Raw genomic sequence first — 24,479 nt, 5'->3', positions numbered from 1 at the left:
GCGGAACGCGCGAGGGGGCAGCGCCCCCTTTTTCCGCGCCAAAAGCCTTTTGCCCTTCCGCCCTGATTGGGGTAAGCCCGCAGGAAGGCCGCGCGCCGCCTCTCAAGCCCGGAGACCCTCATGCCCGCCGATCTGAACCCTATCGACAAAGCCAAGTTTGTCGCCGCGAAACGTGCGGTGGATTTTGTGGAAGACGGGATGAAGCTGGGGCTTGGCACCGGCTCTACTGCGGCCTGGATGGTGCGCTGCCTGGCAGAACGCGTCCGCGAAGAGGGGCTGCGCGTTACCTCGGTCGCAACCTCCAGCCGCACTGCGCAGCTGGCCACTAGTCTGGGGCTGACCGTGCGCAGCCTGGATGAGGTGCGCTGGCTGGATCTGACCATTGACGGGGCGGATGAGTTTGACCCCGACCTGAACCTGATCAAGGGCGGTGGGGCGGCATTGCTGCAGGAAAAGATCGTTGCAACCGCATCGGATCAGATGATCGTGATCGCGGATGCCGCGAAAGAGGTCTCGCGCCTGGGGGCCTTTCCGCTTCCGGTTGAGGTGATCCCTTTTGGCTGGCAGACCACCAAGGCGCTGATCGAAGAGACGCTGGTGGCGATGGATGTGATGACCCGCGAGGCCACGCTGCGGATGAGCGGCGAAAGCCCGCTGGTCACTGACGAGTCGAATTATATCGTTGATCTGCATCTGGGCCGGATCGGCAATCCGCGTCAGCTGGCGCTGGTTCTGAACCAGATCCCCGGCGTGGTTGAAAACGGGCTGTTCATTGATATCTGCGATATCGTGGTGATCGGGGCCCCGGATGGCCGGGTCTCGGTCCGCGACATCAACACGGGCAAGGTAATTGATGAACAGATCCATTTCGCCCCCACCGACAATATTTTCGCGGATCTCGACTGATGGCTTTTGACTATGACCTCTATGTAATAGGCGGCGGCTCTGGCGGGGTTCGCGCGGCGAGAATGGCGGCGGCCACCGGGGCGCGCGTCGCGCTGGCCGAGGAAAGCCGCATGGGCGGCACCTGCGTCATTCGCGGCTGCGTGCCTAAAAAACTGATGGTTTTCGCCTCATCCTTCCGGGAGCTTCCCGCCCAGGCGCGGGCCTATGGCTGGGACATCCCCGAGGGGCATTTCGACTGGCAGGCCTTTCGCACCCGGCTGAACGGCGAGCTGGACAGGCTGGAAGGCGTCTATCGCCGTTTGCTCGACAGCTCTGGCGTCGAGATCCATGATGCGCGGGCGCGCCTGATCGGCCCGCATGAGGTGGCGCTGGCCGATGGCCGCCGCTTCAGCGCCAAACATATTCTGATCGCAACCGGCGGCCGGCCAGAGCGGCCCGATCTGCCGGGGGCTGGCCATGGGCTGGTCTCTGACGATGTATTCAACTTTGAGCGGCTGCCAGAGCGGATTTTGATCGTGGGCGGTGGCTTTATCGCCTGCGAGATGGCCTGTATTCTGCAAGGCCTCGGTGTGCGGGTCACGCAATTCTATCGCGGGGCGCAGATCCTGCGTGGCTTTGACGAAGAGGCGCGTGGCCTGATTGCCGAAGCGATCCGTGCCCGTGGTATCAATCTGCGCCTTGGCACCGATATTGCGGCCATTGGGCCGAAGGGCTCTTTCGCGGATGGGATGGATGTTCCTGCCGCTGAAATGCAGCTGGGCCTTGGCCGGGCCACCATTGGTGCCGGGCCTTTCACCGTGCAATCGACCACGGGTGAGCTGTGCGATGTCGATCAGGTTCTCTTCGCCACCGGGCGCAGGCCGAATACTGAGGGTCTGGGCCTTGAAGAGCTGGGCGTTGGCATTGGTCGGCGCGGCGAGATCCTGGTGGACGACTACAGCCAGACGGCGGTGCCCTCGGTCTATGCCATCGGCGATGTGACCAATCGGGTGAACCTGACCCCGGTTGCCATCCGCGAAGGGATGGCCTTTGTCCAGACGGTGTTCCATGGCCAGCCGACCCCGGTTGATCATGATCTGATCCCGGCTGCGGTTTTCACCCAGCCTGAGCTGGGCGCAGTCGGCCTGACCGAAGAGGCCGCCCGTGAGCAGGGCCCGATCGAGGTCTATGCCGCCAGCTTCCGCCCGATGCGCAGCGCTTTCGCGGGCGGTGACGGCCGTGTGCTGATGAAGCTGATCGTCTGCTCGGACACCCGCAGGGTGCTGGGCTGCCATATCGTTGCCCCCGAGGCGGGCGAAATGATCCAGCTGGCAGCGATTGCTGTCAAAATGGGCGCGACCAAAGAAGACTTTGATCGCACCTGCGCCGTGCATCCGACCATGGCCGAAGAGCTGGTCACCATGCGCAATCCGGTCAGAAAATTCTGAATTTTCCGCGACCGGGCGGGCAACTGGCGGGGTTCCGCTTGAAAATCCGGCCGGAATGCACAACTGAGACTTTGAAAATATTGAAGGAAAAGGACATATAATGGCAGGAGGTCCCTGGGGCGGAGGCGGCGGCGACGATGGGCGCGGCGGTAACCGTGGTGGTTCTGACGACGACGGGCGCCGCAATCCGAATGGCGTCAATGGCGGACGGCGTCCGGGCGAGGGCAATCAGCCTGTTTCCGAGGTCGATGAGCTGCTGCGCAAAGGCCAGGAGCAACTGCGCGTTCTGATGGGCGGGCGTGGCCGTGGCAACAATGGTGGCGGTGCCCCGCGCGGGCCGCAAAATGGCGGCCTTGGCCCGATCTTCACCAAACAGGGGCTGTTTTTCGGCGCTCTGGCGGCGGTGGCGGCCTGGTCCTTCATGTCGTTCTATACGGTCCGCCCCGAAGAGCGCTCGGTCGAGCTGTTCCTGGGCGAGGCCTCGGGCATCGGCAATCCGGGTCTGAACTTTGCCCCCTGGCCGGTCGTGACCTATGAAAAGGTCCAGGTGACGGGCGAGCGCACCACCGATATAGGTGCCGCTGACGGCAACTCGGGCGAGCTGATGCTGACCCGCGACCAGAACGTCGTTGATATCGGTTTCCAGGTGGTCTGGAACATCACCGATCCGCAGGCCTATCTCTTCAGCCTGGCGGATCCGGAGGAAACCATCCGCGCGGTCGCTGAATCGGCGATGCGCGATATTATTGCGCGTTCGGAACTGTCGCCGATCCTCAACCGTGACCGGGGGGCGATTTCCTCTGATCTGCGGATCGCGGTGCAATCGACGCTGGACAGCTATAATGCCGGGATCCAGGTCATCCGTGTGAACCTGCGTCGTGCCCAGCCTCCGGCTGATGTCGCTGATGCGTTCCGCGCCGTGCAATCGGCCCAGGCTGAACGCTCGCGGCTGGAAAACGAGGCTGATGGCTACGCAAACCGTGCCACGGCAGGGGCCCGCGGTGAAGCCGCCCGCCTGACCGAAGAGGCCGAGGCTTACCGCGCCAATGCCGTGAACTCGGCCGAGGGGGAGGCTGCACGCTTCAACTCGGTCTATGCCGAATATGTCAAAGCGCCGGAAATCACCCGTCGCCGCCTCTATCTGGAAACGATGGAGCGGGTCTATGCAGGCATGAACAAGGTGATCCTTGATGGTGTCAGCGGGGGCGAGGGCGGCCAGGGCGTGCTGCCATTCCTGCCGCTGAATGAACTGACACGCGGATCTGCCGCGACACCTGCCGGATCTGCGGCAGCTGCAGGGGGGGCAAACTGATGCGTGCGATTGTCATTGTTCCGGTTCTTGTCGCGCTGCTGGTGACCGCGCTGTCCTCGGTCTTTATCGTGGATGAGCGTAAGAAAGCGCTGGTGCTGCAGTTTGGCCAGGTCAAACAGGTCAAGGAAGAGGCGGGTCTGGGCTTTAAGATGCCCTTCATCCAGGAGGTGGTCTATTATGAAGACCGTATCCTCGGGCTGAAAACCGCGCCGATCGAGGTGACGCTGCTGTCCGACCGTCGTCTGGTTGTGGATGCCTTTGCCCGCTGGCGGATCACCAATCTGCAGGCCTTCCGCCAGGCGGTTGGGGCAGGGGCCGAAGACCGCGCCCAGGTGCTTTTGAACAACATCCTGCAGCAGGCGATCCCAGAGGTGCTGGGCAATACGACCCAGGACCGCGTTCTCAGCCAGGACCGCAATGCGCTGATGGGCGAGATCCTGACCATCGCAAGGCGCGAGGCGCAGTCGCTGGGCGTTGAGGTGATCGACGTGCGTCTGACCCGCACCGACCTGCCTGATGCCAACCTCAAGGCTACGTTTGATCGCATGCGCTCGGAGCGTGACCGTGAGGCGGCGGATGAAATCGCCCGCGGTGGCGAGGCTGCGCAGCGTGTGCGCGCTGCCGCAGACCGGACCGTGGTCGAGGAAACCTCTTTCGCGCGCCGCAGCGCCGAGGTGATCCGTGGTGAGGCCGATGCCGAACGCAACGCGATCCTGGCCGAGGCCTATGGCCAGGACCCCGAGTTCTTCGCCTTTATCCGCTCGCTTTCTGCATATGAGCAATCGCTGAAAGGGCAGAACTCTTCGGTGGTGATGAAGCCTGACAGCGACTTCTTCACCTATCTGCGCTCGCCGGGCGAGGCCGAACCGGCTGCACCGGCGCCTGCCGCGCCCGCAGCGCAGCCCGCGCAGCAGCCTGCTCCGGCGGTGGTTGAGTAAGCGGCCTGGTCCCTGGGCTTTCCCCAGGGCCGATGGTGGAAAACAAAAAGGGCCGGCCCCGGGGCTGGCCCTTTTTTCATGCGCCTTTCCGTTTGTTCACAGGCCGCCCCGTTGTCCTGTCCCACTGATCCGGCCCGTTCACGCCGCTTTGACAAAGCGCGACGGGGTTTGCATTGCGCTGGGCTTTGGCTCAGAGTTTGTTATGTCCTGAACCGGAAGGATGCGGCCATGGCGACTCCACTCCCGGCCGATCCGGTTGCATGTCCAAAGGAGACCAGATTTGTCCCGCTCCAGAACTGAAATGACCCTGCCTGCCCTGGCACCTGCCCGCACGGGGCTGCGCCGCCGCCTGACCGGGGGCACGCTGCTTGCGCTTGCGCTTTCGACCGGGCTCAGCTTTACCGCGCCCGTCCCGGTGATGGCTTTTAGCGCCCCGGAAAGCTTTGCCGAGCTGGCCGATAAGATCAGCCCCTCGGTGGTCAATATCACCACATCCTCGATGGTCTCGCGCCCCTCGGGCGGCGGTCCGATGGCGCCCAAGGGCAGCCCGCTTGAGGATTTCTTCCGCGACTTCGGCGGTGAGGGCAATTCCGGCCCGCAAAGGTCTGAGGCGCTTGGCTCTGGCTTTGTGATCTCGGAGGATGGCTATATCGTCACCAATGATCACGTGATCAAAGGCGCCGATGAGATCACCATCGAGTTTTTCGGCGGTGAAAAGCTGCCTGCGAAACTGGTTGGCACCGATCCGCAGACCGATATCGCGCTTCTGAAGGTTGAGACCGACAAGCCGCTGCCCTTCGTCAGCTTTGGCAATTCCGATCTGGCCCGTGTGGGCGACTGGGTCGTGGCGATGGGCAACCCGCTGGGCCAGGGCTTCTCGGTTTCCGCGGGCATCGTCTCGGCGCGCAACCGCGAGCTTTCGGGCACCTATGACGACTACCTGCAGACCGATGCCGCGATCAACCGGGGCAACTCGGGCGGGCCTTTGTTCAATATGGATGGCCAGGTGATCGGGGTGAATACCGCGATTCTCTCGCCGACCGGCGGCTCTATCGGGATCGGTTTCTCGATGGCCTCGAATGTGGTCACCAAGGTCGTCGATCAGCTGAAGCAATATGGCGAGACGCGGCGCGGCTGGCTGGGTGTGCGCATCCAGGACGTCACCCCCGATATCGCCGAGGCGATGGGGATGGCGGCGGCCAGCGGGGCGCTGGTCACCGATGTGCCTGACGGTCCGGCGAAGGATGCGGGCATGCTGTCGGGCGATGTGATCCAGCTGTTCAACGGCCAGGACGTGAAAAGCGCGGGCGATCTGACGCGGCGGGTGGCTGATGCGCCCGTGGGCGAGGCGGTGCCTGTGGTGGTGCTGCGCGAAGGCCGCTCGGAAACGCTGAATGTCACGCTGGGGCGGCGCGAAGAGGCCGATCCTGCCGTTGATCCGGGCGCGCCCGAAGAGCAGCAGGAAGAGGCAGGCCAGCTGGAGGTCCTGGGCCTTGCGCTGCAGCCTGTTACCGATGCGCTGCGCGACGAGCATGGCCTGCCGCCCACCACTGAGGGGCTGCTGGTCACGGGCGTCGATCAGTCGTCCGAGGCCTGGACCAAGGGCCTGCGCGAAGGCGATGTGATCACCGAGGTCAGCCAGCAAAAGATCACCCGGGCGCAGGATCTGAAAGACCGGATCGAGGATGCCAAAAAGGCAGGCCGCAAATCGGTTCTGCTGCGCTTCAGCCGTGGCGGCGATCAGCGTTTTGTGGCGCTGCTGGTGAACTGAACGCGGCTTTCACCCTGAAAGGTGGCGGCACTGAAGGGCGGCGGGGCAATCCCTGCCGCCTTTCTCTTTGTTCTGTTCGGCTTTTCGTGCCGATGCCCGGGTGCTGTTCTGGCCCTGGTTCCGGCATGGTCCGCCTGGGGGCAGTATCGCACGCTCAGCCTTGGGGGGTCAGAATTTGCCGATGACAAGGCCCAGATCACGGGCCCCGGCCAGCGAGAGATGGTCGCTGTTCAGGCCGCGACTGCTTTGCCAGCGGCGCAGGGCTGCGCGGGTCGGGCCATCCATCACCCCGGTCAGCGGCTGCAGATATAGCCCGCGCGCCTTCAGCGCCCTTTGCAATGTGGCGATGAATTCGGGGGTCATTTCTTCGGGGCAGGGGCTTTGGAACCAGACAAGGCCACGCTCTTCGATGATGCGCTGGCGGGCCTCGGTGCTGACGGTGGCGGGGCTGGTGATATTGCCCGCCTCATCGCGGACCTCGGGCGAGACCAGCACCTGCTCGGTCACGGTCTCAATCACGGCGGGGCGGATATCGGATTGCCAGCAGGCGCCTTTCGGCGATTTCGGCGGGCCGGGCTTTCCCTTCAGGTCGATCAGCTCTGCCGAGAGATCGGCCTGGACCGGGGCCAGTGGCACGCCGCCCCCCGTGCAACCCATCAGCGCGAGGCAACCCATCAGCGCGAGACCGGCCGCCAGCCAGCCCGCGCGCAGTAAGGCCTGGTCGCGCCGGAAAGCGGGCGCTTCATGGCCAGGGGCCGTATGTGCGGGGGGATGCGCCTTCATGGTCGGGCGGGCCTTTGTGCATGCATCTGGTCGTATTGCATTGTAATGGCGCGGTGCCTGTCTGCTGGGCTGCTGTTATGAGGTCTGGCCAGGTTTTTCCCGGATCCCGGGTGCCGCGCCTGCCTGAGTGCTTTTCTGAGTGCCTGTCTGAGCGGGCAGGCTATCCGCAGCGCATCCGGGCAACAAGGGGGCGCTTTTGTCGCGGCTGGCATTTTCAGCGACCGATCTGGAACAGCGGGCAAGGATCGCATATGTCAAAGCCTGCATAAGGCATTCGGCGCTTGCTTCCCAGGGAAGGCCCCGATTTCCCGCCAAAGACCCAATGCCCCCGGCAGGTGGCACCCTTGGGTCCGGGGGATCGGCCAGACCCCAGGCACAGGCGCATGGACATCGGAGACGGCAATGGCAAAGATCACCTATATTGAATTTGGCGGCAAACGGCATGAGGTCGAGGTGGCCAGCGGCCTGACGGTGATGGAGGGGGCCCGCGACAATGGCATCCCCGGGATCGAGGCCGATTGCGGCGGGGCCTGTGCCTGCTCGACCTGCCATGTCTATGTCGATGCGGCCTGGGTGGATAAGATCCCGCCAAAGGATCCGATGGAAGAGGATATGCTGGATTTCGCCTGGAACCCGGACCCCGAGCGCTCGCGGCTGACCTGCCAGATGAAGGTGACCCCGGCGATGGACGGGCTGATCGTGCATATGCCCGAAAAGCAGATCTGAGGCAGGCCCCGGGGCGAAAGCCCCGCGCCACCACCAGCGGGCGGTGCTGTTCAGGCCAGGGCGCGGCGCAGTTCTGGTCGCGCCCTGTTGATGGCCCGGCCCAGTCATGGCTCAGTCATGGGGCCGTCTCTGGTTCAGCCATGGTCCTGTTCCCGGCTCAGTCCCCGGCCAGTCATGGCCAGTCATGGCCCGGGCCTGGTTGCGCCCTGGCTCAGTCCTGGTTGCCCAGCCGTTCGGCTTTTTTGCGCACCAGCACGCTGCGCAGGTCATGCATCGCCAGCAAAAGCGTGTCGGTCACCGCCTCAAGCTGATCCGCGCTGGCCTTTGATTGCGCCCATTGTGCGGTCAGGTTCAGGTGATCGACCGCCCGCAGGATGTCATCGGTCTCGCGGCTTTCCAGCAAGGCGCGGCGCTCGGTCAGCCAGGTGTTGATCGCCCCGAGGTCGTCCTCGGTCAGCTCATAGTCGCCATGCGGGCGGATATTGCCGTTCTTCACATTGACGACGGCGATTTCTTCCAGCTCGATCCGGCGCTGGCGGTTCTCGGTATCGACCCGGCAGACCGCAGCGCCATTCTCGCGGATGCGGAAGTAATAGGGGGGCAGGCGGTCGGACATTGATGCTGCTCTCTTTTATGTCGGTATCTTTATGGCTGTATCAAACGGGACGGGTTCGGATCGAAATATCTGACCCCAAAGCCGGGGGATGAAAAGGCCCGGCTTTGGGAGGCAAAATACTGCCAGCAGATCGTTACACCAGACTTTGATACGGGGTCTTACACCAGGCTTGCGCAAAAACGCTGAATGCGGGCGCAGGCCTCGCGCAGCACCTCATCCGAGGTGGCGTAGCTGACGCGGAAATTCGGGCTGAGGCCGAAGGCCGAGCCGAATACGACCGCAACGCCTGCCTCTTCCAGCAGGGCGGTGGCGAAAACCTCGTCATTGGTGATTACCGTGCCGCCGGGGCTGGCCTTGCCGATACACCCCGAGATGTCGGGATAGACATAGAAGGCGCCTTCGGGTTTCGGGCAGGTGATGCCTTCGGCCTCATTCAGCATGGAAACGACCAGGTCGCGGCGGCCCTGGAACACGCGCCGCCAGTCGGCCAGGAATTCCTGCGGCCCGGTCAGCGCCTCAAGCGCGGCCCATTGGCTGATCGAGCAGGTGTTCGAGGTCGATTGCGACTGGATGGTGCCCATCGCCTTGATCAGCGCTACCGGGCCTGCGGCATAGCCGATGCGCCAGCCGGTCATCGCAAAGGCCTTTGAGACGCCGTTGCAGGTCAGGGTGCGGTCATAAAGGCCGGGCTCGACCTGGGCGGGGGTGACGAATTTGAAATCGTCAAAGACCAGATGTTCATACATGTCATCCGACATCACCCAGACATGCGGGTGACGCATCAGCACATCGGTCAGCGCCTTCAGCTCAGTGCGGGTATAGCCCGCGCCCGTCGGGTTTGAGGGCGAATTGAAGATGAACCATTTGGTTTTGGGGGTGATCGCCGCCTCAAGCTGTTCGGGCGTGATTTTGAAATTGTTCTCAAGCGTGGCGACCACTGCAACCGGGGTTCCACCCGCCAGCTGCACCATATCGGGATAGCTGACCCAATAGGGCGCGGGGATGATCACCTCATCGCCATGGTTCAGGGTGGCAATCAGCGCGTTGAACAGGATCTGCTTGCCGCCAGTGCCAACGGTCACCTGGTTCGGCACATAGGTCAGACCGTTTTCGCGCAGGAATTTGGCGCAGATCGCGGCTTTCAGCTCGGGGATGCCATCGACGGCGGTATAGCGGGTTTTGCCCGCATCAATCGCGCGTTTGGCGGCGTCGCGGATATGTTCGGGCGTGTCGAAATCGGGCTCGCCGGCGCCAAGGCCGATCACGTCTTTGCCAGCAGCGGCCAGCTCGCGTGCTTTATTGGTGACGGCGATGGTCGCCGAGGGTTTCACGCGGGCGAGGGTGTCGGACAGGAAGGCCATTGCCGGATCTCCGAAGGCTGTTCGTCGGGTTGCATTTTGCGGGTTTCCGGCCGCCTGGCCGGAATATTCGCCGGAATATTTGCATTTTCCGGCCATGGGTCTTAGGCTCGGCCCCCCGTTCATACAAGCGATATCAGCAAAGGAGAGGCATGATGGCGGAAACCGGCAAAGAGCTGGCGGCAGAGGCTGCAGCTGCGGCGGATCCCGATGCGGATTGGTTCGCGGCAGGCGTTGCAACCTTTGGCGACCGGCTGGCAGGTGCACGAGAGGCGGCGGGCCTCAGCCAGGCGGGGCTTGCGCAGCGGATCGGCGTGCAGCTGACGACGCTGCAGGCCTGGGAAGACGATATGGCAGAGCCGCGCGGCAATCGGCTGCAGATGCTGGCGGGGCTTTTGAATGTCTCGCTGACCTGGCTTCTGACCGCCGAGGGCGACGGCATCACCGCCCCCGATGACCCGTCACAGGCGGCTGCGGTTCCGGCGGGCCAGGTTCGGGCGGCGCTGGCCGATCTGGCGCGGCTGCGCAATCAGGCATCAGCGCTTGTGCAAGAGCTTGTAACGGTGGAAAAGCGGCTGGAACAGGCCTTGCAGCAGGAGCAGACGGATGTTGCCAAATGAGGGGGCGATCCCCGGCGAAAGCCATGAGGCGCGGCTGAAGCGGATGCGGATGCGCAGCTGGCGGCGCGGCATCAAAGAGATGGATCTGGTGCTGGGCCCCTTTGCCGATACTGGCCTTGAGGCGCTGAGCGCCGCTGAGCTGGACCTTTATGACCGCCTGCTGTCGGAAAATGACCATGATCTTCTGACCTGGGTTCTGGGCATTGCAGAGGCGCCAGGCTGGAGCCAGCCGCTCTTGCCCCGGATCGCGGAATTTGCCCGCATGCGGCTGCAAGGCCAGGGCTAAGATCCGGCGATGAAGGCAGATCCGGGCTTTTTTTGTTGTAAAACATGCGGTTGAACTGGTTTTGACCGGGCGGGACTGATTTGGAAAAATAGCGGCAAAATCGCTGCGAGTTTACGGAATGTTTGTGCTTTGTTGCGATTCTGTGCCTGTCTGTTCAGTGCGGAGTCAAAGTAAGCATGTCCCTCCATCAATCGGTTCTCGATGGATCGCAGAAAGCGTTCCTCTCCTGCTATCTCGACAATCTGGGCCTGGTAGAACGCCTGCACAGATTGCTGCTGGATGTCATCAAGGATGAGTTCGAGCGTCTGCGCGTGCTTGAGGTCAATCCGGTTCAGGCGCTGTTGTTGTTCAATATCGGTGAAAATGAGGTTACTGCGGGCGAGCTGAAAAGCCGTGGTTACTATCAGGGCTCGAACGTCAGCTATAATCTGAAAAAACTGGTGGATCTGGGCTATATGCATCACCAGCGCTCTGAGATTGACCGCAGATCGGTCAGGGTGCGGCTGACGGAGAAGGGCCGGATCCTGCGCGATCAGGTGGGGGATCTGTTCCACCGGCATGCCGATGGTCTGGAAAAACGCGCGGTGATCGATGTCAGTGGCATGGATGAGATCAATACCGCCCTGCGTCGTATGGAACGCTTCTGGACCGAGCAGATCCGCTACATTTATTGATCCTGGTTGATCCTGATTGATCGGGGGGCGCCCGGGCGCTCAGCTATTCTGCCCTTCGTGTGGGGGCTGTCCGTCGTGTGGGGATCTCTGTCGAGTGGGGCCGCGTGTCGTAAGGGGCGGCGGGGCGCTCTGTTTCGAGGCCCGGCTGACAGAGTGGGGCGGTTCTCAGTTCGTTTTGCGGCGTGGGATGAAGGGAAGAGGCATGATCTGCACCCCTTCCTCGATCAGCTGACGCGCTTCATCTGCTTTGGCCTCGCCGTAGATCGGCCGCTCTGCGGCTTCGCCTGCATGGATCCGCCGCGCCTCAGTGGCGAAATCTTTGCCGACATAGTCCGAGTTTTGCTCGACCTCGCGGCGCAGGGCGGCGATTGCCTGTTCCAGCTCGCCCAGGCGTTCCGAGATCTGATGCGCCGCCGCCTGTCCTGTCGCTTGCCCGCTGGCACCCCTGGGCTTTTCGCTGCTATGCCCGCCGGCGGCCTCAGCCGCAGCCGGGCGCGACACGTCATCCGCCGTGCCCTGTCGCCCAGGGGGTGCATTGCGCGCGGGGCGGACCGAGGGCACCATCAGCGCCTTGGAGATTTTCGCGCTGCCACAAAGCGGGCAGGAAAGCTGCCCGGCCTGGGCCAGAGTGTCAAAGGCCGCCGCATCTGCGAACCAGCTTTCAAAGCCGTGGTCAGCGTCGCAACGCAGCGCATAGCGGATCATTGTCTTAAAACCTTCTGTCGGCGCGTCTAAGCTTTGTCATAAGCTAAACTTTCGCCCGTCATGGTCAAGCTATGGCCAGTGCCCAGTGCTCACTGTCCAATACCCAATACCCAGTTCCCGCGCTGTTTGCCGCATAGCTGTTGCAAGCCCTAGCCGCAGCCCCGAACCTGGCCAATGGGCGCAGCTCAGGATGTCAGATATGGCCTTCGGGCATGCTGGCATCTGCCGCAGGTGCGGCCGCCCCAAAATCCAGGATCAGCTGACGCAGTTCTGGCTCGTCCACTTTGCGGGCGGCTTTTTCCGGGCTGAACCACTTGCGGCGGCGCTGCCGATGTTCCGGGTATTTGCGCGCCAGGCTGGCCACCTTCAGCGCAAAAACCTCAACCTCGCATGCCTGCGCAAGGTCGGCTTCGCGGCAGATCACCTTGTCATAGGCATATTGCCCAAGCGCAGTTTCACTGATCGTGCCAGTGACGCCTGCCTCTTCCCAGGCCTCGATCCGGGCGGCTTCGGCAAAGCTGCGATCTTTCATCGGCCAGCCCTTGGGCAAAACCCAGCGGCCGGTATCCCGGCTGGTGATCAGCAGAACCCGCCTGCCATCTTTCCCATCACTCCAGCACAATGCGGCAAGCTGCGATTTTGGTTCCAACCGACGTTCCTGCTGCCCGAACCTGACCTGTTTGTTCATTTTTATGACCGTTTACACCTGCACCGTTTACGACACTCTCAGATGGGGCTGGCCGGGCTGTCGGGCAAGTGGCCGCTGGGGCCCATAGGCCCTGACAGATCCCGAACCGCACAACCATCATAGGAATGAGAGGGTTCGTCGGAGACTTTTATACATAAGCCGCCTTTGTGCCGCGTGGCTGCGGGCCGGGGCAAGGTTTAAATCACCATGTCCCAGGATTTCCGTAAACTAAGGGCCATATCCACAATATTGTGATTAAAATGTGCCCATTTTGCCCTGCACGATCTGCACTGACGCGACGGGGTTGCCCCTTGCCGCGCCAGCGCTGTTGACAGCGACGGCTGCGATTAACGTGCCATCGGGGCGCGGCGATCCCAGTTTTGCGCGGCCTCGATCTCGGCGCAAAGGGCGATCAGCTCTTCATCGGCTCCGAAAGGCGCGGCGAGATGCACGCCCAGAGGCAGGCCCGAGGCCGACCACCCCAGCGGCAGCGAGGCCGCAGGCTGGCCGCTGGCATTGAACACCGCCGCAAAGGGCGAATAGTCAAAGCAGCGCCCCGGCCCCATGCGGTAATCGAGGTAGTCCTCGGTCTCATGGTTAAAGCGGCCGATTTTCGCGGGCGGCTCGGCCAGGGTGGCCGAAAGCAGGATGTCATAGCCGTCACCTGTATCGGGCGCGAAGAAATACGCCATCTCGCGGCCGAAATCGTGAATATCCTCAACCGCTTCGAGATAGCGCAGCGGATCAAGCGACAGCGCATGCTGCAAGGCCCCGCGCCCCACGCCCTCGACCAGATCGGCGGTCAGCGGGCGGGTTTTCAGCTTTTGGCGGATGGTCAGCGCGGTGCCGACGGCGACGATATCGGTCCAGGCCTGCATCATGGTGGCGATACTGGCCTCGGGCCGGGCGGGCGTGACGTGATGGCCCAGGCTTTCCAGCAGCCGCCCGGTTTCCTGCACCGCGGCAGTCACCTCGGGGTCGATCGGCTTGCCGGTGAAAGTGGTGTCGCAAAGCGCAACCCGCAGACGGCGCGGCGGGCGCGAGATCGCCTGGGCATAGCCCTTTTCCAGCCGCGGCGCGTAGTAGAGCGCGCCTTTGTCCGCGCCCTCGCAGGCGTCCAGCATGACGGCGGTGTCGCGCACCGAGCGGGTCAGAAAACCGTCGATTGCCATGCCCGCCCAGCCTTCGCCGGACCAGGGGCCATCAGGCAGCCTGGCGCGGGTGGGCTTGAACCCAAAAAGCCCGCAGCTTGCCGCCGGCACCCGGACCGAGCCGCCCCCGTCGGACCCATGCGCGAAGGCGACGATCCCGGCGGCAACCGCCGCGCCCGCACCGCCCGAGGATCCGCCGGGCGTGTGATCGGTGTTCCAGGGGTTGCGCGTCGGGCCGCCATAGACGGCGGCCTCGGTTGCGATGCCGACGCCGCCCTCGGGGCTGGTGGTGCGGCCAAAGGTGACGACGCCGGTCGCCCGCATCCGGGCCATCATATTGCTGTCGGCGCCGTAGCTGACCGGGCCTGAGAGGCGCGAGCCGTTCAGCGACGGCAGGCCCTTTGCCTCAAGCCCCAGGTCCTTGATCAGAAAGGGCACGCCGCGAAAGGGGCCCGTGGGCAGGCCTGCGCGGATTTCAGCGCGGGCGGCCTCTTCCTGGACCAGCACCACCGCATTGATTGCCGGATTTCGCGCCCCGGTCGCGGCAAGGGCGGCGTCCAGCAGCTCGTCGGCAGAGACCTCTCGCTTTGCCACCAGCCCGGCCAGTTCAGTCGCATCCTTTGCGCCAAGATCGCCGATCATCGTCATTTCAGTCACCGATTCCCTGTTGGTTTTTATAAGTGTTATCTGGGCCCGCGCGGGCTGAAAGGTCCAGATGCCTCAGCCCCTGCAGGCCAGATCAGAACTTGCGCTGAACAATTGCGGGGCAGTTGTGGGCCAGTTGTGGGGGGAGGGGGGCTGTGACGCTCCTGTGGCGCTCCTGTTACAAAGCGGTCCCGGTCATAGCCGGATGAAAAGCCGTGCCCCTTCGGTTCTTGACAGGGCAGGGGGCGGGTTTCATGCAGATATGGCACAGGTTCTGCACGGCGCAATCCGGGCAGAGAATAGGGAATTTGGTGCGGCCCCCACCTGGGCCAATGCCAGAGCTGCCCCCGCAACTGTAAGCGGCGAGCGGCGGTCACATGGGCCACTGGGGCGAAATCCGCCCTGGGAAGGCAGACCGCTTAGCCCCGACCCGCAAGCCAGGAGACCTGCCTGTGACGCTCACCCTTTCCTTCCCGCGGGGCGCGTGGACGGAGGGCGGATCTGCCGCCAGCGGTGACGTTCACAGGGCCCAGGATGCAGCCGCGCCTGGGCCGTAACGCATCGGGCGGGCAGGGATCTGCCGCCCAAGGATTACCGAGGGACGACGAAGATCATGTTTACGAAAGTTTCCCATCTGGCGCTGCTGGCCGGTCTTTTGGCCGGGCTGTTGCTGAACGGCGCAGTCGCGCAAACCGCAGAGGCGGGCGATGAGGCCCGCAATCTGGGCACCATCACCTTAAGTGCAACCCGCACCGCGACCGGGATTTCGCGCAGCGGCGTCTCGGTCACCGTGGTTGAGCGCGCCGATCTTGAGGCGGCGGGCGATCAGCAGCTGGCCACCTATCTGTCGCGCCTGCCAGGGGTCAGCCTGGTGCAAAGCGGGCCGATGGGCACCGTTGCCAGCATCCGCATCCGCGGGGCCGATCCGCGCTATGTGGCGGTCTATATTGACGGGATCCGGGTTGATGATGCGACCGGGATCGCCTCGGAATTCGACTTTGGCGCGCTTTCCACCGCCGACATCGGCCGGGTCGAGGTGCTGCGCGGCTCGCAATCGGCGCTTTGGGGCGGCTCGGCGGTGGGGGGCGTGATCAATATCACCAGCCTGATGCCAGAGCGCGACGGTCTCAGCCAGCGCATCGCCATGGAGGGGGGCAGCCATGGCACCGCTGCCCTGTCTTATGCGCTGGCCTATCGGGATCAGCGGGTCGAGGCGGGCTTTGCCCTCTCGCATCTGAAAAGCGACGGTTTTTCGGCCTATGACACTCTGCCGCGCAGCCCCGGGCTGGAGGATGACGGCATCAACACGCTGCGCCTGTCGTTCAACACCCGCTACCGGGTCAGCGATCAGCTTAGCCTTGGCGGTGCGGTGATCGCGCAGCGCAGCCGCAATGATTTCGACGGCTGGGCGCCGCGCCCTGATCGCAGCGATTACACCCAGGAAAAGCGCGAGCTGGGCCTGCGTCTCTTCGCCGAATATGAGGGCGATACCACCACTCATCTTTTTGAGGCCACGCGTTACCGCCTGTCGCGCCGGGTGGATCAGGGTGGTGCGGTCTTGGATTATCTGGGGGTACGCCAGGGCCTCAGCTATCAGGGCACGACCGATCTGAGCGCCGATTTCGCCCTGGTCTATGGCGGTTCGTGGCAGGAAGAGGATGTCACCAATGCAGCCCTTCCCGCAGGCCGCACCACCCGCCAGAGCGGTGTCTTCGTGCAAGGGCTGTGGCAGGCGGCCGAGGGGCTGGATCTCTCGCTCAGCCTGCGCCAGGACCACCATTCAGAGTTTGGCGATCAGCCCAGTGGCCGGATCGCGGTGGCATGGCAGGCGGCGCCCGGGCTGACGCTGCGCGGCGCGCTCGCCAGCGGTTTCCGCTCGCCCTCGCATTACGAGCTTTATGGCGATCCGACCCAGACCGTGCGCCCCAATACCGGCCTGACCCCCGAGGAAAGCCGCAGCTTTGAGATCGGCGCGGATTATGCGTTTGGCGCGGATAGCAGCCTCTCGGTCACGCTGTTTGCGCTGCAGATTAAGGATGCGATCACCTGGCAGTCCTGCCCCTATGACTTTGTCACCTGGACCTGTGCGCCGGGCACCAGCAATGTCTATGAAAATGTGGAGGGGAAGTCGAAACGTCAGGGTGTTGAAATTGCGGGTAATTTCCGCATCACTGATCGGATCGGCCTTGATCTGGCCTATACTTATCTCGACACCGAAGGCCCCACAGGCGCGCGGCTTTTGCGGGTGCCGCGCCATGCGCTGTCAATTCAGGCGCATGCCGAAGTCACCGATCAGCTGACCGCGCATCTGGGCCTGCAGCACCTGGCGGGCCGCCCGGCTGAGTTTGGTGTCGCGCTGGCCGATTATACGCTGGTCAATGCCGGGGTCAGCTATGCGGTCAGTGATGCGCTGTCGCTGTCGCTGCGCGTCGAGAACCTCTTCGACAAGGATTACCAAAGCGTGCCGGGCTATGGCACCTCGGGGCGTGCGGCCTATCTCGGCCTCGTGTCGCGGTTCTGATGCGGCCCGCTGCGCCCTGGCGTTTTGCCCGCTGGGGCCTTGGCATCACTGCCGTGGCTTTGGCCGTGGCTGTGGCGCAGGGGGCGGCGGCTGATCCTTTGCCGACCAGGCCATCCGGGGCGCAGATGCCGTCCCGGGTGGTTTCCATCAATCTTTGCACCGATCAGCTGGCGATGATGCTGGCCGCGCCGGGGGCAGGGGCAAAGCCGGGCCAGCTGATTTCGGTCAGCACGCTGGCCTCTGATCCGATGTCATCGTCAATGGCTGCCGAGGCTGCCGCTTACCCCGCCAATCGCGGCTCGGCTGAGCAGGTGTTCATGATGAACCCTGATCTGGTGCTGGCGGGCACTTTCACCTCACGCGCCACGGTTGATCTTCTGCGCAGGCTGGGGGTGCGGGTGGTCGAGATTGCGCCCGTCACCTCGCTCCAGGGTGTCAGCGACCAGATCCGTCAGGTCGCAGCCGCTTTGGGCCGTTTTGAGGCGGGCGAGGCGCTGGTGGCCCGGTTCGAGGCCGATCTTGCGGCGCTTGCCCCCCCATCTGACAGCCAGGCAAGCCGGTTGCGGGCGGCGCTTTATTATCCCAATGGTTACACGATCGGGAAAGGCACGCTTTCGGATGACATTCTGGCGCGAACGGGCTTCATCAATATCGCAACCGAGCTGGGCCGCGCGGGCGGGGGTAACCTGGCGATGGAGCTGCTGGTGATGGCGGGCCCCGATCTGGTGGTGACCTCAAAACCCTATCCCGGGGCCTCGCGCTCAGAGGCATTGCTGCGCCATCCGGCGCTGGCGCAACTGGGCGCCCAGGATGGTCAGGCCGCGCTTCTGGCCACCAGCGATGCCGACTGGATCTGCGGCACGCCGCATGTTCTGCGGGCGGTGGCTGAGATGCGGGCCGCGCATCAGCGGGCCATCGCAGGCCCGGCTGCCCCGATGCAGAGCCTGCCATGACGGCCCGCTCTGTATCTGCCTTTGCATCGGGCCGGGGCCTTTCGATCCGCCTTTTGACGGTGCTGCTGGTGCTGGCGGTCGTGCTTTTGTTTTGCGCCTCGCTGCTGGTTGGTCCGGCGGCGCTGGGCCTTGGCGAAAGCCTTTCGGCGCTTTTTGCGGGAAAGGGCGGGCCGGTCGTGCTGGTCATGCAGGAGATCCGGCTGCCCCGCGCCATTCTGGGCCTGCTGATCGGCGCGGCGCTGGGGCTTTCGGGGGCGGCGATGCAGGGGTTTTTGCGCAATCCGCTGGCCGAACCGGGGCTGATCGGGGTTTCCGGATCAGCGGCTTTGGGGGCGGTGCTGGCGCTGCAAACCGGGCTGGCTGCGGCCTTCGCGCTGGCTTTGCCGCTGGCGGCGCTGGCGGGGGCGGGGCTTTCGGCGGCGCTGATCCTGATCCTTGCGGGTCCGGGCGGCGGCGCACTGGCGCTGATCCTGGCTGGCGTGGCGATTTCGGCGCTGGCGGGGGCGGCGACTTCGCTGGTGCTGAACCTTTCGCCCAATCCTTTTGCGGCGGCTGAGATCGTCTATTGGATGATGGGCTCGCTGGCGGATCGCTCTTTCACCCATGTCTGGCTGGCCGCGCCGCTGATCCTTGCGGGGATGGTGGCGCTGATGACGCTGGGGCGCGGCCTTGATGCGCTGAGCCTGGGCGAGGATGCGGCGGCAAGCATGGGCCTGCGCCCGGGCCGGATGCGGCTGGTGCTGATCCTGGGCACGGCGGCTGCGGTGGGGGCCTCGGTCGCGGTGGCGGGGGCGATTGGCTTTGTCGGGCTGGTGGTGCCGCATATCCTGCGCCCGCTGGTGGGGGCGCGGCCCTCGCGCCTTTTGCCGCTTTCTGCGCTTGGGGGGGCGGCGGTTTTGCTGGCCGCCGATGTGGCGGTGCGGCTGATCGCGCCTGACCGCGACCTGAAACTGGGGGTGCTGACGGCGCTGATCGGCGCACCCTTCTTCCTGCATCTGATCTGGACGATGCGGAGGGCAGAGGCATGAGCATGGGCGCAATCAGCGGCAACCCCCTGCTGCAGTTGCAGGATCTGACAGTGCTGCGCGGCAGCCGCCGCGTGGTGGATGGCGTCAGCCTGACCATAGGCCCGGGCGAGTTTGTCGGGCTGATCGGCCCCAATGGCGCGGGCAAGACCAGCCTGATGCGGGCGGCCCTGGGGCTTTTGCCGCATCAGGGGGGCTCGAACCTGGCGCAGATGACGCCGGGCGTGCGGGCGCGGGCGGCGGCCTTCCTGCCGCAGGGGCGCGAAATCGCCTGGGCGCTGAGCGTGGCGGATCTGGTCGCATTGGGACGGACGCCCTGGGGGCGGAGCGGGGCCGCTGATGCGGCGGTTTCAAACGCATTGGCGCGAATGGGGCTGACGGATTTCGCCGCCCGCCGCGCCACAGAGCTTTCCGGGGGCGAGCAGGCGCGGGTGCTGATTGCCCGCGCTTTGGCGCAGGACACGCCGCTGCTGATCGCGGATGAGCCTGGCGCGGGCCTCGACCCAGAGGCGCAGATCCGCATGATGACGGTTTTCGCCGATCTGGCGGCCGAGGGGCGCTCGGTCCTGGCCTCGGTGCATGATCTGGGGCTGGCGGCCCGCCATTGCACGCGCCTTGTGATGCTGCACCAGGGGCGGCTGGTGGCCGACGGGCCGCCCGCGCAGGTGCTGGAGCCTGGCCTCCTGGCCCGGGTCTTTGGCATTGAGGCGCATATCGCCGATGGCACGGATGGCCTGATCTTTCAGCCGCTGCGGGTGATCCGGTGATCCGCGATCAGCTGGCCCGCCCCTGGCTGATTGCGCGCCTGCCCGGACAGATGCGGATCCTGTCGCATGCGCCCTGGGGCGGCGGCTTTGTCACGGGCGACACCGTTTTGTGGCGCGAGGTCAGAAACAGCGATCTGTCCCTGGATTTCCCGGTTGCCGATTGGTTCGACGCCCAGATGGCCCAGGCCCCCGCAAAGGCGCAGGTGGGGATGATGACCTCACGCGATGTCTCCAGCCGCCGGCAGGCCAGCGCTGTGGTGGCTGAGAGGGAGGGCGGGGCGGATGCGCCAGAGGCCCGTGCTGCGGCGCTGGTGACGCTGGGCCTCTCGAACGCCGAGGCCGTGGGGGCGCGGCTGCCCTGGCATGCGGCGGATGGCACGGGCTATGGCACCGTCAATATCCTGGTCGCAACCGATGCCCGCCTGACCGAGGTCGCCCAGATCGAGGCGCTGACCATCGCCGCCGAGGCCCGCACCGCCGCGATCATGGATCTGGGGCTTGAGCTGGCGACCGGGCGGGCCACTGGCACCGGCACCGATTGCCTGGCGCTGGCCGCCTGGCCGGGCGAGGGGCGCTACGCCGGGCTGCATACAGCCGTCGGAGAGGCGATCGGCCGCGCCGTGCGCGAGGCGGTGACGCTGGCCGGACGCGACTGGCTGCAATGGCATGAGACGGCCCTGGCGGCCCGGCCTGCGCCTCCCGGCCCGTGCTGAGGCACCGCGCCGGGCAGAACGCGCTGGACAGGCGGCCGCGCAGCTTTGCACGCGCTTATGGCATCAGCGCAGCAGCGCAGTTGCACAAATCCCCCGAACTGCGTGTCTTTGGCGGTTGACTCTGCCTCTGATGCACTTAAAAGGCGGGTTCAGAGATTTTGCGGGGAAAGCGCTCTTTTCCCGATGCAGGAGAGACGACTATGGCGAAGCCGACGACGATCAAGATCCGTCTGAACTCGACGGCGGGCACCGGGCACTTCTACGTGACCAAAAAGAATGCCCGCACCATGACCGAGAAGATGGTTGTTAAGAAATATGACCCCGTCAAGCGGGAGCATGTTGAATACAAAGAAGGCAAGATCAAGTAAGATCCTGCTCCACGTCTTCCCGGCGCTGCCGAGAAATGTGGAAGATACAGCGAATGCCTGACAAATGCCGGGCAGTAAAATAAAACGCTGTTGCCTGATATAAAAGAGTGTCGCAGAGCTGCGGCGCTCTTTTTCTGTTTGTCGCTGTTGGATGTTCATGCCCCGTTAAGGGCATTGCTGCATCCTGGCTGGCGGCAGATCGCAGCGCGCCAAAACGCCCATATGTTTGAAGCGCCCGTCTGTTTAAAACGCCCATAAGCTAAAAGCGCCTGCAATCCCAAAACGTCTGTAACGCCCGGCCGCCATGTGGGCTGGGCGTTACAGACAGGGTTTTGGGGGGGGGGCGCTGTCAGTATTTCAGCGGCACGTAAAGCTCGGGCGGCAGCACGGCGCGCTCGTAATCGGGGTTGAAGACACGCTCGGGCAGCTGGATCTCTTCATGGGGCACATCCTCATAGGGGAATTGCGCCAGAAGATGGTCGATACAGTTCAGCCTTGCACGTTTTTTGTCTGTGCCTTCAACGATATACCAGGGCGCCTCGGGGATATTCGTGCGGGCGAACATCTCTTCCTTGGCCTTGGTATACTGCTCCCACCGCACGCGGCTTTGCAGATCCATTGGCGACAGTTTCCACTGTTTCATCGGATCATGGATGCGCATCAGAAAGCGCATCTGCTGTTCCTCATCGGTGATCGAGAACCAGTATTTCACCACTTTGATGCCCGAGCGCACCAGCATCCGCTCAAACTCCGGCACGTCCTGGAAGAACTGCTCGACCTGATCCTCGGTGGCGAATCCCATCACGCGTTCAACCCCGGCGCGGTTGTACCAGGAGCGGTCGAAAAGCACGATCTCGCCGCCTGCCGGCAGATGCGGCACATAGCGCTGGAAATACCACTGGGTCTTTTCACGGTCCGAGGGCGCGGGCAGCGCAACCGTTCGCGCCACGCGCGGGTTCAGCCGCTGGGTGATCCGCTTGATCGCGCCACCTTTTCCGGCGGAATCGCGGCCCTCAAAGATCACCACGACGCGCTCTTTGTGATACTGCACCCAGGATTGCAGCCGAATCAGCTCGGCCTGCAGCCGGATCAGGTTGCGCAGATAGTCGCGCCGCTCCATCGAGGGGCCATGGCGCTTTTTGTAGATCCGGGCGATTTCAAGCGACAGCTCGGCATCTTCCAGCTCAAGCTCATAATCCTCGTCGAAATTGTCGGAAAGCTCGGCTTCGAGCCAGTCCATCGGCGTCTGTTCGTTCATGGCATCCGCTCTTTCATAGGATCCGCGATTGCGCCCCGGCAGGGGAAGACCCGGGCAGGGGAAGATTTCGCTCCTCATGCCAGCGGGGTGTAACGGTCACATGACGCCAGGGTAACGGATCCGCCAGGGCGGCAGCCGGATTGCCTCAGGGGGCGATCATATCCTGATTGGCGATGATCGAGGACGGCTCGCAGTAAAGGCGCAGCTGCTCGACATCCTTTTGATCGCTGGTGAAGTCATCGGTGGATTTATAGACCCGCACCTCGGCATCGCGGATGCGGCCATTCAGGCGTTTGTCCTCGGTCACCACGAAAGCATAGACCCATTTGCCGTTCGGATAGCCCATGGCCATGGTCAGATCGGTCGGGTGGTCGATATTGGTGTCTTTGACCGAGAACCAGACAGAGCTGGCCTCAAAGTAAAGCTCGGCCGGCTGATCGCCGACGACATAGGTGTAATAGGCTTCCTTTTTGCCCGGATGCTTTGCGGTATCGGCTATGCGGCAAAACTCGGCCCGGGCATTGGTCGCGGGGATGTCGCAGGCGAAATGCACCTGCCAGGGTGGGATGCAATTCGCCGCGGCGGCCGTGGGCAAAAGGAAAAGCAGGGCAGCAAGGCGTTTCATCATCGGTCTTCCCCAGGGCTATCAGGATCGGGCGGCTGTGATGCCATTCACAGCGGTTGATAGCTTGCGGGGGGCGGGCTTGTCACCTGCCGCTTTGGGGTGGTTTCCCAAAGAACAGAGGCCCCAAAGCGGGGCCTCGCAGTGTCATCTGGCATCGGTTTGGTGAGGCCGCTCAGTGGCAATGAACCCGGCCGCCTTTGCTGTTGTCGGCATGGCAGCACTGACCGGGGGGCGAGCTTTTCCGGCACCCGCCGCCATGGGCGGAAACGCTGGTGGAGAAACTGGCCAAGGCAAGGGCGGCGATGGCGGCGATTGCGGTGAAACGCATGATGTAACCTCTTAAATACGGTCTGGAATATGGTCTTATTGGCGCAGTCTGGCACATCGTTAAGAATGGTTAAAGCGGCGTGTCTTTATGCTGTTCGCCCCGGGGCGCTGCCTGAGGCTGGCCTCAGCCCTGATCCTGCGCCCGGTCCAGTCAGAAAGCGGGCTTTTGGTCGCCGCGCCGGATCAGATGGGTGGTGACCGCGCCGTCCTCGCTTGCGCCCAGATAGCCATGCCCGGCCTCTGCGCAAAAATGCGGCAGGTCGATGATCGCCATGCGGTCGCTCGTGCGGACGCGCAGCACCTCGCCCGGGGCCATGGCCAGCAGCCGCTTTCGCGCCCTTAGCACGGGCAGGGGGCATAAAAGCCCCTCGCAATCCAGATCCTGGTCGGTCGTATGCTGATCGGGGTTCTCCATAGGCCCGTGATAGCGGGCTGCGGCGGAATGTGACAGGGGAATGCCGTCAAAGTGAGCAAAGCGCGGATGACGCGGGCGAGCAGGGCGGCTATGACTTTGCCCATGTTCGGAATTGATCTCTTCGATGCAGGTCTTGGGCCTGCCGCTTTCGTCGCGCTGGTCGCGGGGGTGCTGTCATTCCTGTCGCCCTGCGTGCTGCCGGTTGTGCCACCCTATCTGGCCTATATGGGCGGGATCTCGATGGGTGAGATGCGCGATGGCGGCGCGGCGGGCGGCCAGGCCAGGCGGCGGATCATTCTGCCCGCGCTGTTTTTCGTCATGGGCCTGTCGGTGATCTTCCTGCTGCTGGGCTTTACCATGTCGGCCTTCGGCGCGTTTTTCCTGCAAAACCAGGAGCGTTTCGCCCAGGTCGCCGGGATCGTGATCATCGTCTTTGGCCTGCATTTCACCGGCATCCTGCGCATTCCGCTTTTGGACCGTGAGGCGCGGCTGGATGCGGGGGATCGTGGCGGCTCGGCGCTTGGGGCTTTCGTGCTGGGGCTGGCCTTTGCCGCCGGCTGGACGCCCTGCATCGGCCCGCAGCTGGGCACCATCCTGTCGCTGGCGGCGCAAGAGGGCTCGGTCTCGCGGGGGACGTTTTTGCTGGGCGTCTATGCGGTGGGGCTGGGCCTGCCTTTCCTGATCTCTGCCCTGTTCATCGAGCGGGCGATGGGCGTCATGAACCGCCTCAAGCGCCATATGAAATGGATCGAGCGGTCGATGGGGGCGCTTTTGCTGATCGTGGGCGTCATGATGCTGACCGGCGCTTTCACCGATTTCAGCTGGTGGCTTTTGAACATATTCGAGACGCTCGGCCTGCCTTTGCCCGGCTGACCCCTTAATTCCGCCTGATTTTTACATG

The 24,479-nt window shown here is 63.9% G+C and carries 25 protein-coding genes and 1 riboswitch; of the genes, 16 read left to right on the top strand and 9 right to left on the bottom strand.

Features of this window, described 5'->3' with window-relative positions:
- Positions 1 to 120 precede the first annotated feature (120 nt).
- From rpiA to HOY34_RS00840, 5 genes are all read left to right on the top strand, one after another.
- The gene (gene rpiA, locus HOY34_RS00860) at positions 121 to 906 is read left to right on the top strand and encodes a ribose-5-phosphate isomerase RpiA (RefSeq protein ID WP_172359418.1); all 786 of its coding nucleotides are present in this window, start codon (positions 121 to 123) and stop codon (positions 904 to 906) included.
- Entirely contained in the window at positions 906 to 2,333 is a 1,428-nt protein-coding gene (gene gorA, locus HOY34_RS00855) for a glutathione-disulfide reductase (RefSeq protein WP_172359417.1), read from the top strand. Before rpiA ends, gorA begins: the two co-directional genes overlap by 1 nt.
- A gap of 100 nt (positions 2,334 to 2,433) precedes the next feature.
- The gene (gene hflK, locus HOY34_RS00850) at positions 2,434 to 3,645 is read left to right on the top strand and encodes an FtsH protease activity modulator HflK (protein WP_172359416.1); all 1,212 of its coding nucleotides are present in this window, start codon (positions 2,434 to 2,436) and stop codon (positions 3,643 to 3,645) included.
- Complete coding sequence (gene hflC / locus HOY34_RS00845; RefSeq protein WP_172359640.1) at positions 3,642 to 4,583, top strand: protease modulator HflC; 942 nt, start codon at positions 3,642 to 3,644, stop codon at positions 4,581 to 4,583. Before hflK ends, hflC begins: the two co-directional genes overlap by 4 nt.
- A gap of 301 nt (positions 4,584 to 4,884) precedes the next feature.
- Positions 4,885 to 6,354 carry a Do family serine endopeptidase gene (locus HOY34_RS00840; protein WP_172359639.1) on the top strand — a complete coding sequence of 490 codons (1,470 nt, stop codon included), beginning with the start codon at positions 4,885 to 4,887 and terminating at the stop codon, positions 6,352 to 6,354.
- A 168-nt stretch (positions 6,355 to 6,522) separates the two neighbouring features.
- On the opposite strand, the gene HOY34_RS00835 is transcribed toward HOY34_RS00840, so the two are convergent.
- Positions 6,523 to 7,137: a peptidoglycan-binding domain-containing protein gene (locus HOY34_RS00835; protein ID WP_253944110.1), complete on the bottom strand. Its 615-nt coding sequence runs from the start codon at positions 7,135 to 7,137 to the stop codon at positions 6,523 to 6,525.
- Positions 7,138 to 7,539: 402 nt separating this feature from the next.
- On the opposite strand from HOY34_RS00835, the gene HOY34_RS00830 reads away from it, so the two are divergent.
- Positions 7,540 to 7,863 (top strand): 2Fe-2S iron-sulfur cluster-binding protein, encoded by a 324-nt coding sequence (locus tag HOY34_RS00830; RefSeq protein WP_172359415.1) that lies wholly within the window; start codon positions 7,540 to 7,542, stop codon positions 7,861 to 7,863.
- A gap of 211 nt (positions 7,864 to 8,074) precedes the next feature.
- Here the strand turns inward: HOY34_RS00830 and HOY34_RS00825 are convergent, their stop codons facing one another.
- Together HOY34_RS00825 and HOY34_RS00820 are read right to left on the bottom strand one after the other, a co-directional pair.
- Positions 8,075 to 8,479, bottom strand: a complete 405-nt coding sequence (locus HOY34_RS00825) for a hypothetical protein (RefSeq protein WP_172359414.1) — start codon at positions 8,477 to 8,479, stop codon at positions 8,075 to 8,077.
- 158 nt (positions 8,480 to 8,637) lie between these two features.
- Positions 8,638 to 9,840 (bottom strand): pyridoxal phosphate-dependent aminotransferase, encoded by a 1,203-nt coding sequence (locus HOY34_RS00820; RefSeq protein WP_172359413.1) that lies wholly within the window; start codon positions 9,838 to 9,840, stop codon positions 8,638 to 8,640.
- A 152-nt stretch (positions 9,841 to 9,992) separates the two neighbouring features.
- Here HOY34_RS00820 and HOY34_RS00815 point away from each other — a divergent pair, with 152 nt between their 5' ends.
- The 3 genes from HOY34_RS00815 to HOY34_RS00805 all read left to right on the top strand — a co-directional run bounded on the left by HOY34_RS00815 (position 9,993) and on the right by HOY34_RS00805 (position 11,417).
- Positions 9,993 to 10,457: a helix-turn-helix domain-containing protein gene (locus tag HOY34_RS00815; protein WP_172359412.1), complete on the top strand. Its 465-nt coding sequence runs from the start codon at positions 9,993 to 9,995 to the stop codon at positions 10,455 to 10,457.
- Complete coding sequence (locus HOY34_RS00810) at positions 10,444 to 10,743, top strand: FAD assembly factor SdhE (RefSeq protein WP_172359411.1); 300 nt, start codon at positions 10,444 to 10,446, stop codon at positions 10,741 to 10,743. The genes HOY34_RS00815 and HOY34_RS00810 overlap by 14 nt, the downstream gene beginning before the upstream one ends.
- 176 nt (positions 10,744 to 10,919) lie before the next feature.
- Positions 10,920 to 11,417 carry a MarR family winged helix-turn-helix transcriptional regulator gene (locus tag HOY34_RS00805; protein WP_172359410.1) on the top strand — a complete coding sequence of 166 codons (498 nt, stop codon included), beginning with the start codon at positions 10,920 to 10,922 and terminating at the stop codon, positions 11,415 to 11,417.
- Between the two features lie 165 nt (positions 11,418 to 11,582).
- On the opposite strand, the gene HOY34_RS00800 is transcribed toward HOY34_RS00805, so the two are convergent.
- From HOY34_RS00800 to HOY34_RS00790, 3 genes are all read right to left on the bottom strand, one after another.
- The gene (locus HOY34_RS00800) at positions 11,583 to 12,122 is read right to left on the bottom strand and encodes a DUF1178 family protein (protein WP_172359409.1); all 540 of its coding nucleotides are present in this window, start codon (positions 12,120 to 12,122) and stop codon (positions 11,583 to 11,585) included.
- A gap of 193 nt (positions 12,123 to 12,315) precedes the next feature.
- Positions 12,316 to 12,771: an NUDIX hydrolase gene (locus HOY34_RS00795; protein WP_253944109.1), complete on the bottom strand. Its 456-nt coding sequence runs from the start codon at positions 12,769 to 12,771 to the stop codon at positions 12,316 to 12,318.
- Positions 12,772 to 13,157: 386 nt separating this feature from the next.
- The gene (locus tag HOY34_RS00790; RefSeq protein ID WP_253944108.1) at positions 13,158 to 14,609 is read right to left on the bottom strand and encodes an amidase; all 1,452 of its coding nucleotides are present in this window, start codon (positions 14,607 to 14,609) and stop codon (positions 13,158 to 13,160) included.
- A 249-nt stretch (positions 14,610 to 14,858) separates the two neighbouring features.
- A riboswitch (cobalamin riboswitch) is annotated at positions 14,859 to 15,074 on the top strand.
- A gap of 145 nt (positions 15,075 to 15,219) precedes the next feature.
- Here HOY34_RS00790 and HOY34_RS00785 point away from each other — a divergent pair.
- The 6 genes from HOY34_RS00785 (at position 15,220) to rpmG (ending at position 20,953) form a co-directional block, all read left to right on the top strand.
- Complete coding sequence (locus HOY34_RS00785) at positions 15,220 to 17,127, top strand: TonB-dependent receptor plug domain-containing protein (protein WP_172359407.1); 1,908 nt, start codon at positions 15,220 to 15,222, stop codon at positions 17,125 to 17,127.
- A complete protein-coding gene (locus HOY34_RS00780; RefSeq protein ID WP_172359406.1) occupies positions 17,127 to 18,080 on the top strand; it encodes an ABC transporter substrate-binding protein in 954 nt (317 codons plus the stop codon). Before HOY34_RS00785 ends, HOY34_RS00780 begins: the two co-directional genes overlap by 1 nt.
- Complete coding sequence (locus tag HOY34_RS00775; protein ID WP_172359405.1) at positions 18,077 to 19,108, top strand: FecCD family ABC transporter permease; 1,032 nt, start codon at positions 18,077 to 18,079, stop codon at positions 19,106 to 19,108. The genes HOY34_RS00780 and HOY34_RS00775 overlap by 4 nt, the downstream gene beginning before the upstream one ends.
- Complete coding sequence (locus HOY34_RS00770) at positions 19,105 to 19,872, top strand: ABC transporter ATP-binding protein (protein ID WP_253944107.1); 768 nt, start codon at positions 19,105 to 19,107, stop codon at positions 19,870 to 19,872. The genes HOY34_RS00775 and HOY34_RS00770 overlap by 4 nt, the downstream gene beginning before the upstream one ends.
- The gene (locus HOY34_RS00765) at positions 19,869 to 20,585 is read left to right on the top strand and encodes an adenosylcobinamide amidohydrolase (RefSeq protein WP_172359404.1); all 717 of its coding nucleotides are present in this window, start codon (positions 19,869 to 19,871) and stop codon (positions 20,583 to 20,585) included. Before HOY34_RS00770 ends, HOY34_RS00765 begins: the two co-directional genes overlap by 4 nt.
- Before the next feature lie 200 nt (positions 20,586 to 20,785).
- Positions 20,786 to 20,953 carry a 50S ribosomal protein L33 gene (gene rpmG, locus HOY34_RS00760; protein ID WP_023666545.1) on the top strand — a complete coding sequence of 56 codons (168 nt, stop codon included), beginning with the start codon at positions 20,786 to 20,788 and terminating at the stop codon, positions 20,951 to 20,953.
- A 349-nt stretch (positions 20,954 to 21,302) separates the two neighbouring features.
- Here the strand turns inward: rpmG and ppk2 are convergent, their stop codons facing one another.
- The 3 genes from ppk2 to HOY34_RS00745 form a co-directional block, all read right to left on the bottom strand.
- On the bottom strand, positions 21,303 to 22,211 hold the full coding sequence (gene ppk2 / locus HOY34_RS00755; protein ID WP_172359403.1) for a polyphosphate kinase 2: 909 nt from the start codon (positions 22,209 to 22,211) through the stop codon (positions 21,303 to 21,305).
- A gap of 145 nt (positions 22,212 to 22,356) precedes the next feature.
- On the bottom strand, positions 22,357 to 22,839 hold the full coding sequence (locus HOY34_RS00750) for a hypothetical protein (protein WP_172359402.1): 483 nt from the start codon (positions 22,837 to 22,839) through the stop codon (positions 22,357 to 22,359).
- Between the two features lie 475 nt (positions 22,840 to 23,314).
- A complete protein-coding gene (locus HOY34_RS00745) occupies positions 23,315 to 23,578 on the bottom strand; it encodes a sulfurtransferase TusA family protein (protein ID WP_172359401.1) in 264 nt (87 codons plus the stop codon).
- Positions 23,579 to 23,680: 102 nt separating this feature from the next.
- Between HOY34_RS00745 and HOY34_RS00740 the strand changes: the two genes are divergently transcribed.
- Positions 23,681 to 24,451 carry a cytochrome c biogenesis CcdA family protein gene (locus HOY34_RS00740; RefSeq protein ID WP_172359400.1) on the top strand — a complete coding sequence of 257 codons (771 nt, stop codon included), beginning with the start codon at positions 23,681 to 23,683 and terminating at the stop codon, positions 24,449 to 24,451.
- Positions 24,452 to 24,479 lie beyond the last annotated feature (28 nt).

The organism is Pseudogemmobacter hezensis, assembly GCF_013155295.1.
Lineage (GTDB): Bacteria > Pseudomonadota > Alphaproteobacteria > Rhodobacterales > Rhodobacteraceae > Pseudogemmobacter > Pseudogemmobacter hezensis.
The sequence above is the reverse complement of the archived record's forward strand: the minus strand, read 5'-3'. Positions and strand labels throughout refer to the sequence as shown.

What these genes read in the sequence shown, in the direction of transcription:
- rpiA (WP_172359418.1), top strand. Translation starts at nt 121, where the DNA reads ATGCCCGCCGATCTGAACCCTATCGACAAAGCCAAGTTTGTCGCCGCG.
- gorA (WP_172359417.1), top strand. Translation starts at nt 906, where the DNA reads ATGGCTTTTGACTATGACCTCTATGTAATAGGCGGCGGCTCTGGCGGG.
- hflK (WP_172359416.1), top strand. Translation starts at nt 2,434, where the DNA reads ATGGCAGGAGGTCCCTGGGGCGGAGGCGGCGGCGACGATGGGCGCGGC.
- HOY34_RS00840 (WP_172359639.1), top strand. Translation starts at nt 4,885, where the DNA reads ATGACCCTGCCTGCCCTGGCACCTGCCCGCACGGGGCTGCGCCGCCGC.
- HOY34_RS00835 (WP_253944110.1), bottom strand. Translation starts at nt 7,137, where the DNA reads ATGAAGGCGCATCCCCCCGCACATACGGCCCCTGGCCATGAAGCGCCC.
- HOY34_RS00830 (WP_172359415.1), top strand. Translation starts at nt 7,540, where the DNA reads ATGGCAAAGATCACCTATATTGAATTTGGCGGCAAACGGCATGAGGTC.
- HOY34_RS00825 (WP_172359414.1), bottom strand. Translation starts at nt 8,479, where the DNA reads ATGTCCGACCGCCTGCCCCCCTATTACTTCCGCATCCGCGAGAATGGC.
- HOY34_RS00820 (WP_172359413.1), bottom strand. Translation starts at nt 9,840, where the DNA reads ATGGCCTTCCTGTCCGACACCCTCGCCCGCGTGAAACCCTCGGCGACC.
- HOY34_RS00815 (WP_172359412.1), top strand. Translation starts at nt 9,993, where the DNA reads ATGGCGGAAACCGGCAAAGAGCTGGCGGCAGAGGCTGCAGCTGCGGCG.
- HOY34_RS00810 (WP_172359411.1), top strand. Translation starts at nt 10,444, where the DNA reads ATGTTGCCAAATGAGGGGGCGATCCCCGGCGAAAGCCATGAGGCGCGG.
- HOY34_RS00805 (WP_172359410.1), top strand. Translation starts at nt 10,920, where the DNA reads ATGTCCCTCCATCAATCGGTTCTCGATGGATCGCAGAAAGCGTTCCTC.
- HOY34_RS00800 (WP_172359409.1), bottom strand. Translation starts at nt 12,122, where the DNA reads ATGATCCGCTATGCGCTGCGTTGCGACGCTGACCACGGCTTTGAAAGC.
- HOY34_RS00790 (WP_253944108.1), bottom strand. Translation starts at nt 14,609, where the DNA reads ATGACGATGATCGGCGATCTTGGCGCAAAGGATGCGACTGAACTGGCC.
- HOY34_RS00785 (WP_172359407.1), top strand. Translation starts at nt 15,220, where the DNA reads ATGTTTACGAAAGTTTCCCATCTGGCGCTGCTGGCCGGTCTTTTGGCC.
- HOY34_RS00780 (WP_172359406.1), top strand. Translation starts at nt 17,127, where the DNA reads ATGCGGCCCGCTGCGCCCTGGCGTTTTGCCCGCTGGGGCCTTGGCATC.
- HOY34_RS00775 (WP_172359405.1), top strand. Translation starts at nt 18,077, where the DNA reads ATGACGGCCCGCTCTGTATCTGCCTTTGCATCGGGCCGGGGCCTTTCG.
- HOY34_RS00770 (WP_253944107.1), top strand. Translation starts at nt 19,105, where the DNA reads ATGAGCATGGGCGCAATCAGCGGCAACCCCCTGCTGCAGTTGCAGGAT.
- rpmG (WP_023666545.1), top strand. Translation starts at nt 20,786, where the DNA reads ATGGCGAAGCCGACGACGATCAAGATCCGTCTGAACTCGACGGCGGGC.
- ppk2 (WP_172359403.1), bottom strand. Translation starts at nt 22,211, where the DNA reads ATGAACGAACAGACGCCGATGGACTGGCTCGAAGCCGAGCTTTCCGAC.
- HOY34_RS00750 (WP_172359402.1), bottom strand. Translation starts at nt 22,839, where the DNA reads ATGATGAAACGCCTTGCTGCCCTGCTTTTCCTTTTGCCCACGGCCGCC.
- HOY34_RS00745 (WP_172359401.1), bottom strand. Translation starts at nt 23,578, where the DNA reads ATGGAGAACCCCGATCAGCATACGACCGACCAGGATCTGGATTGCGAG.
- HOY34_RS00740 (WP_172359400.1), top strand. Translation starts at nt 23,681, where the DNA reads ATGTTCGGAATTGATCTCTTCGATGCAGGTCTTGGGCCTGCCGCTTTC.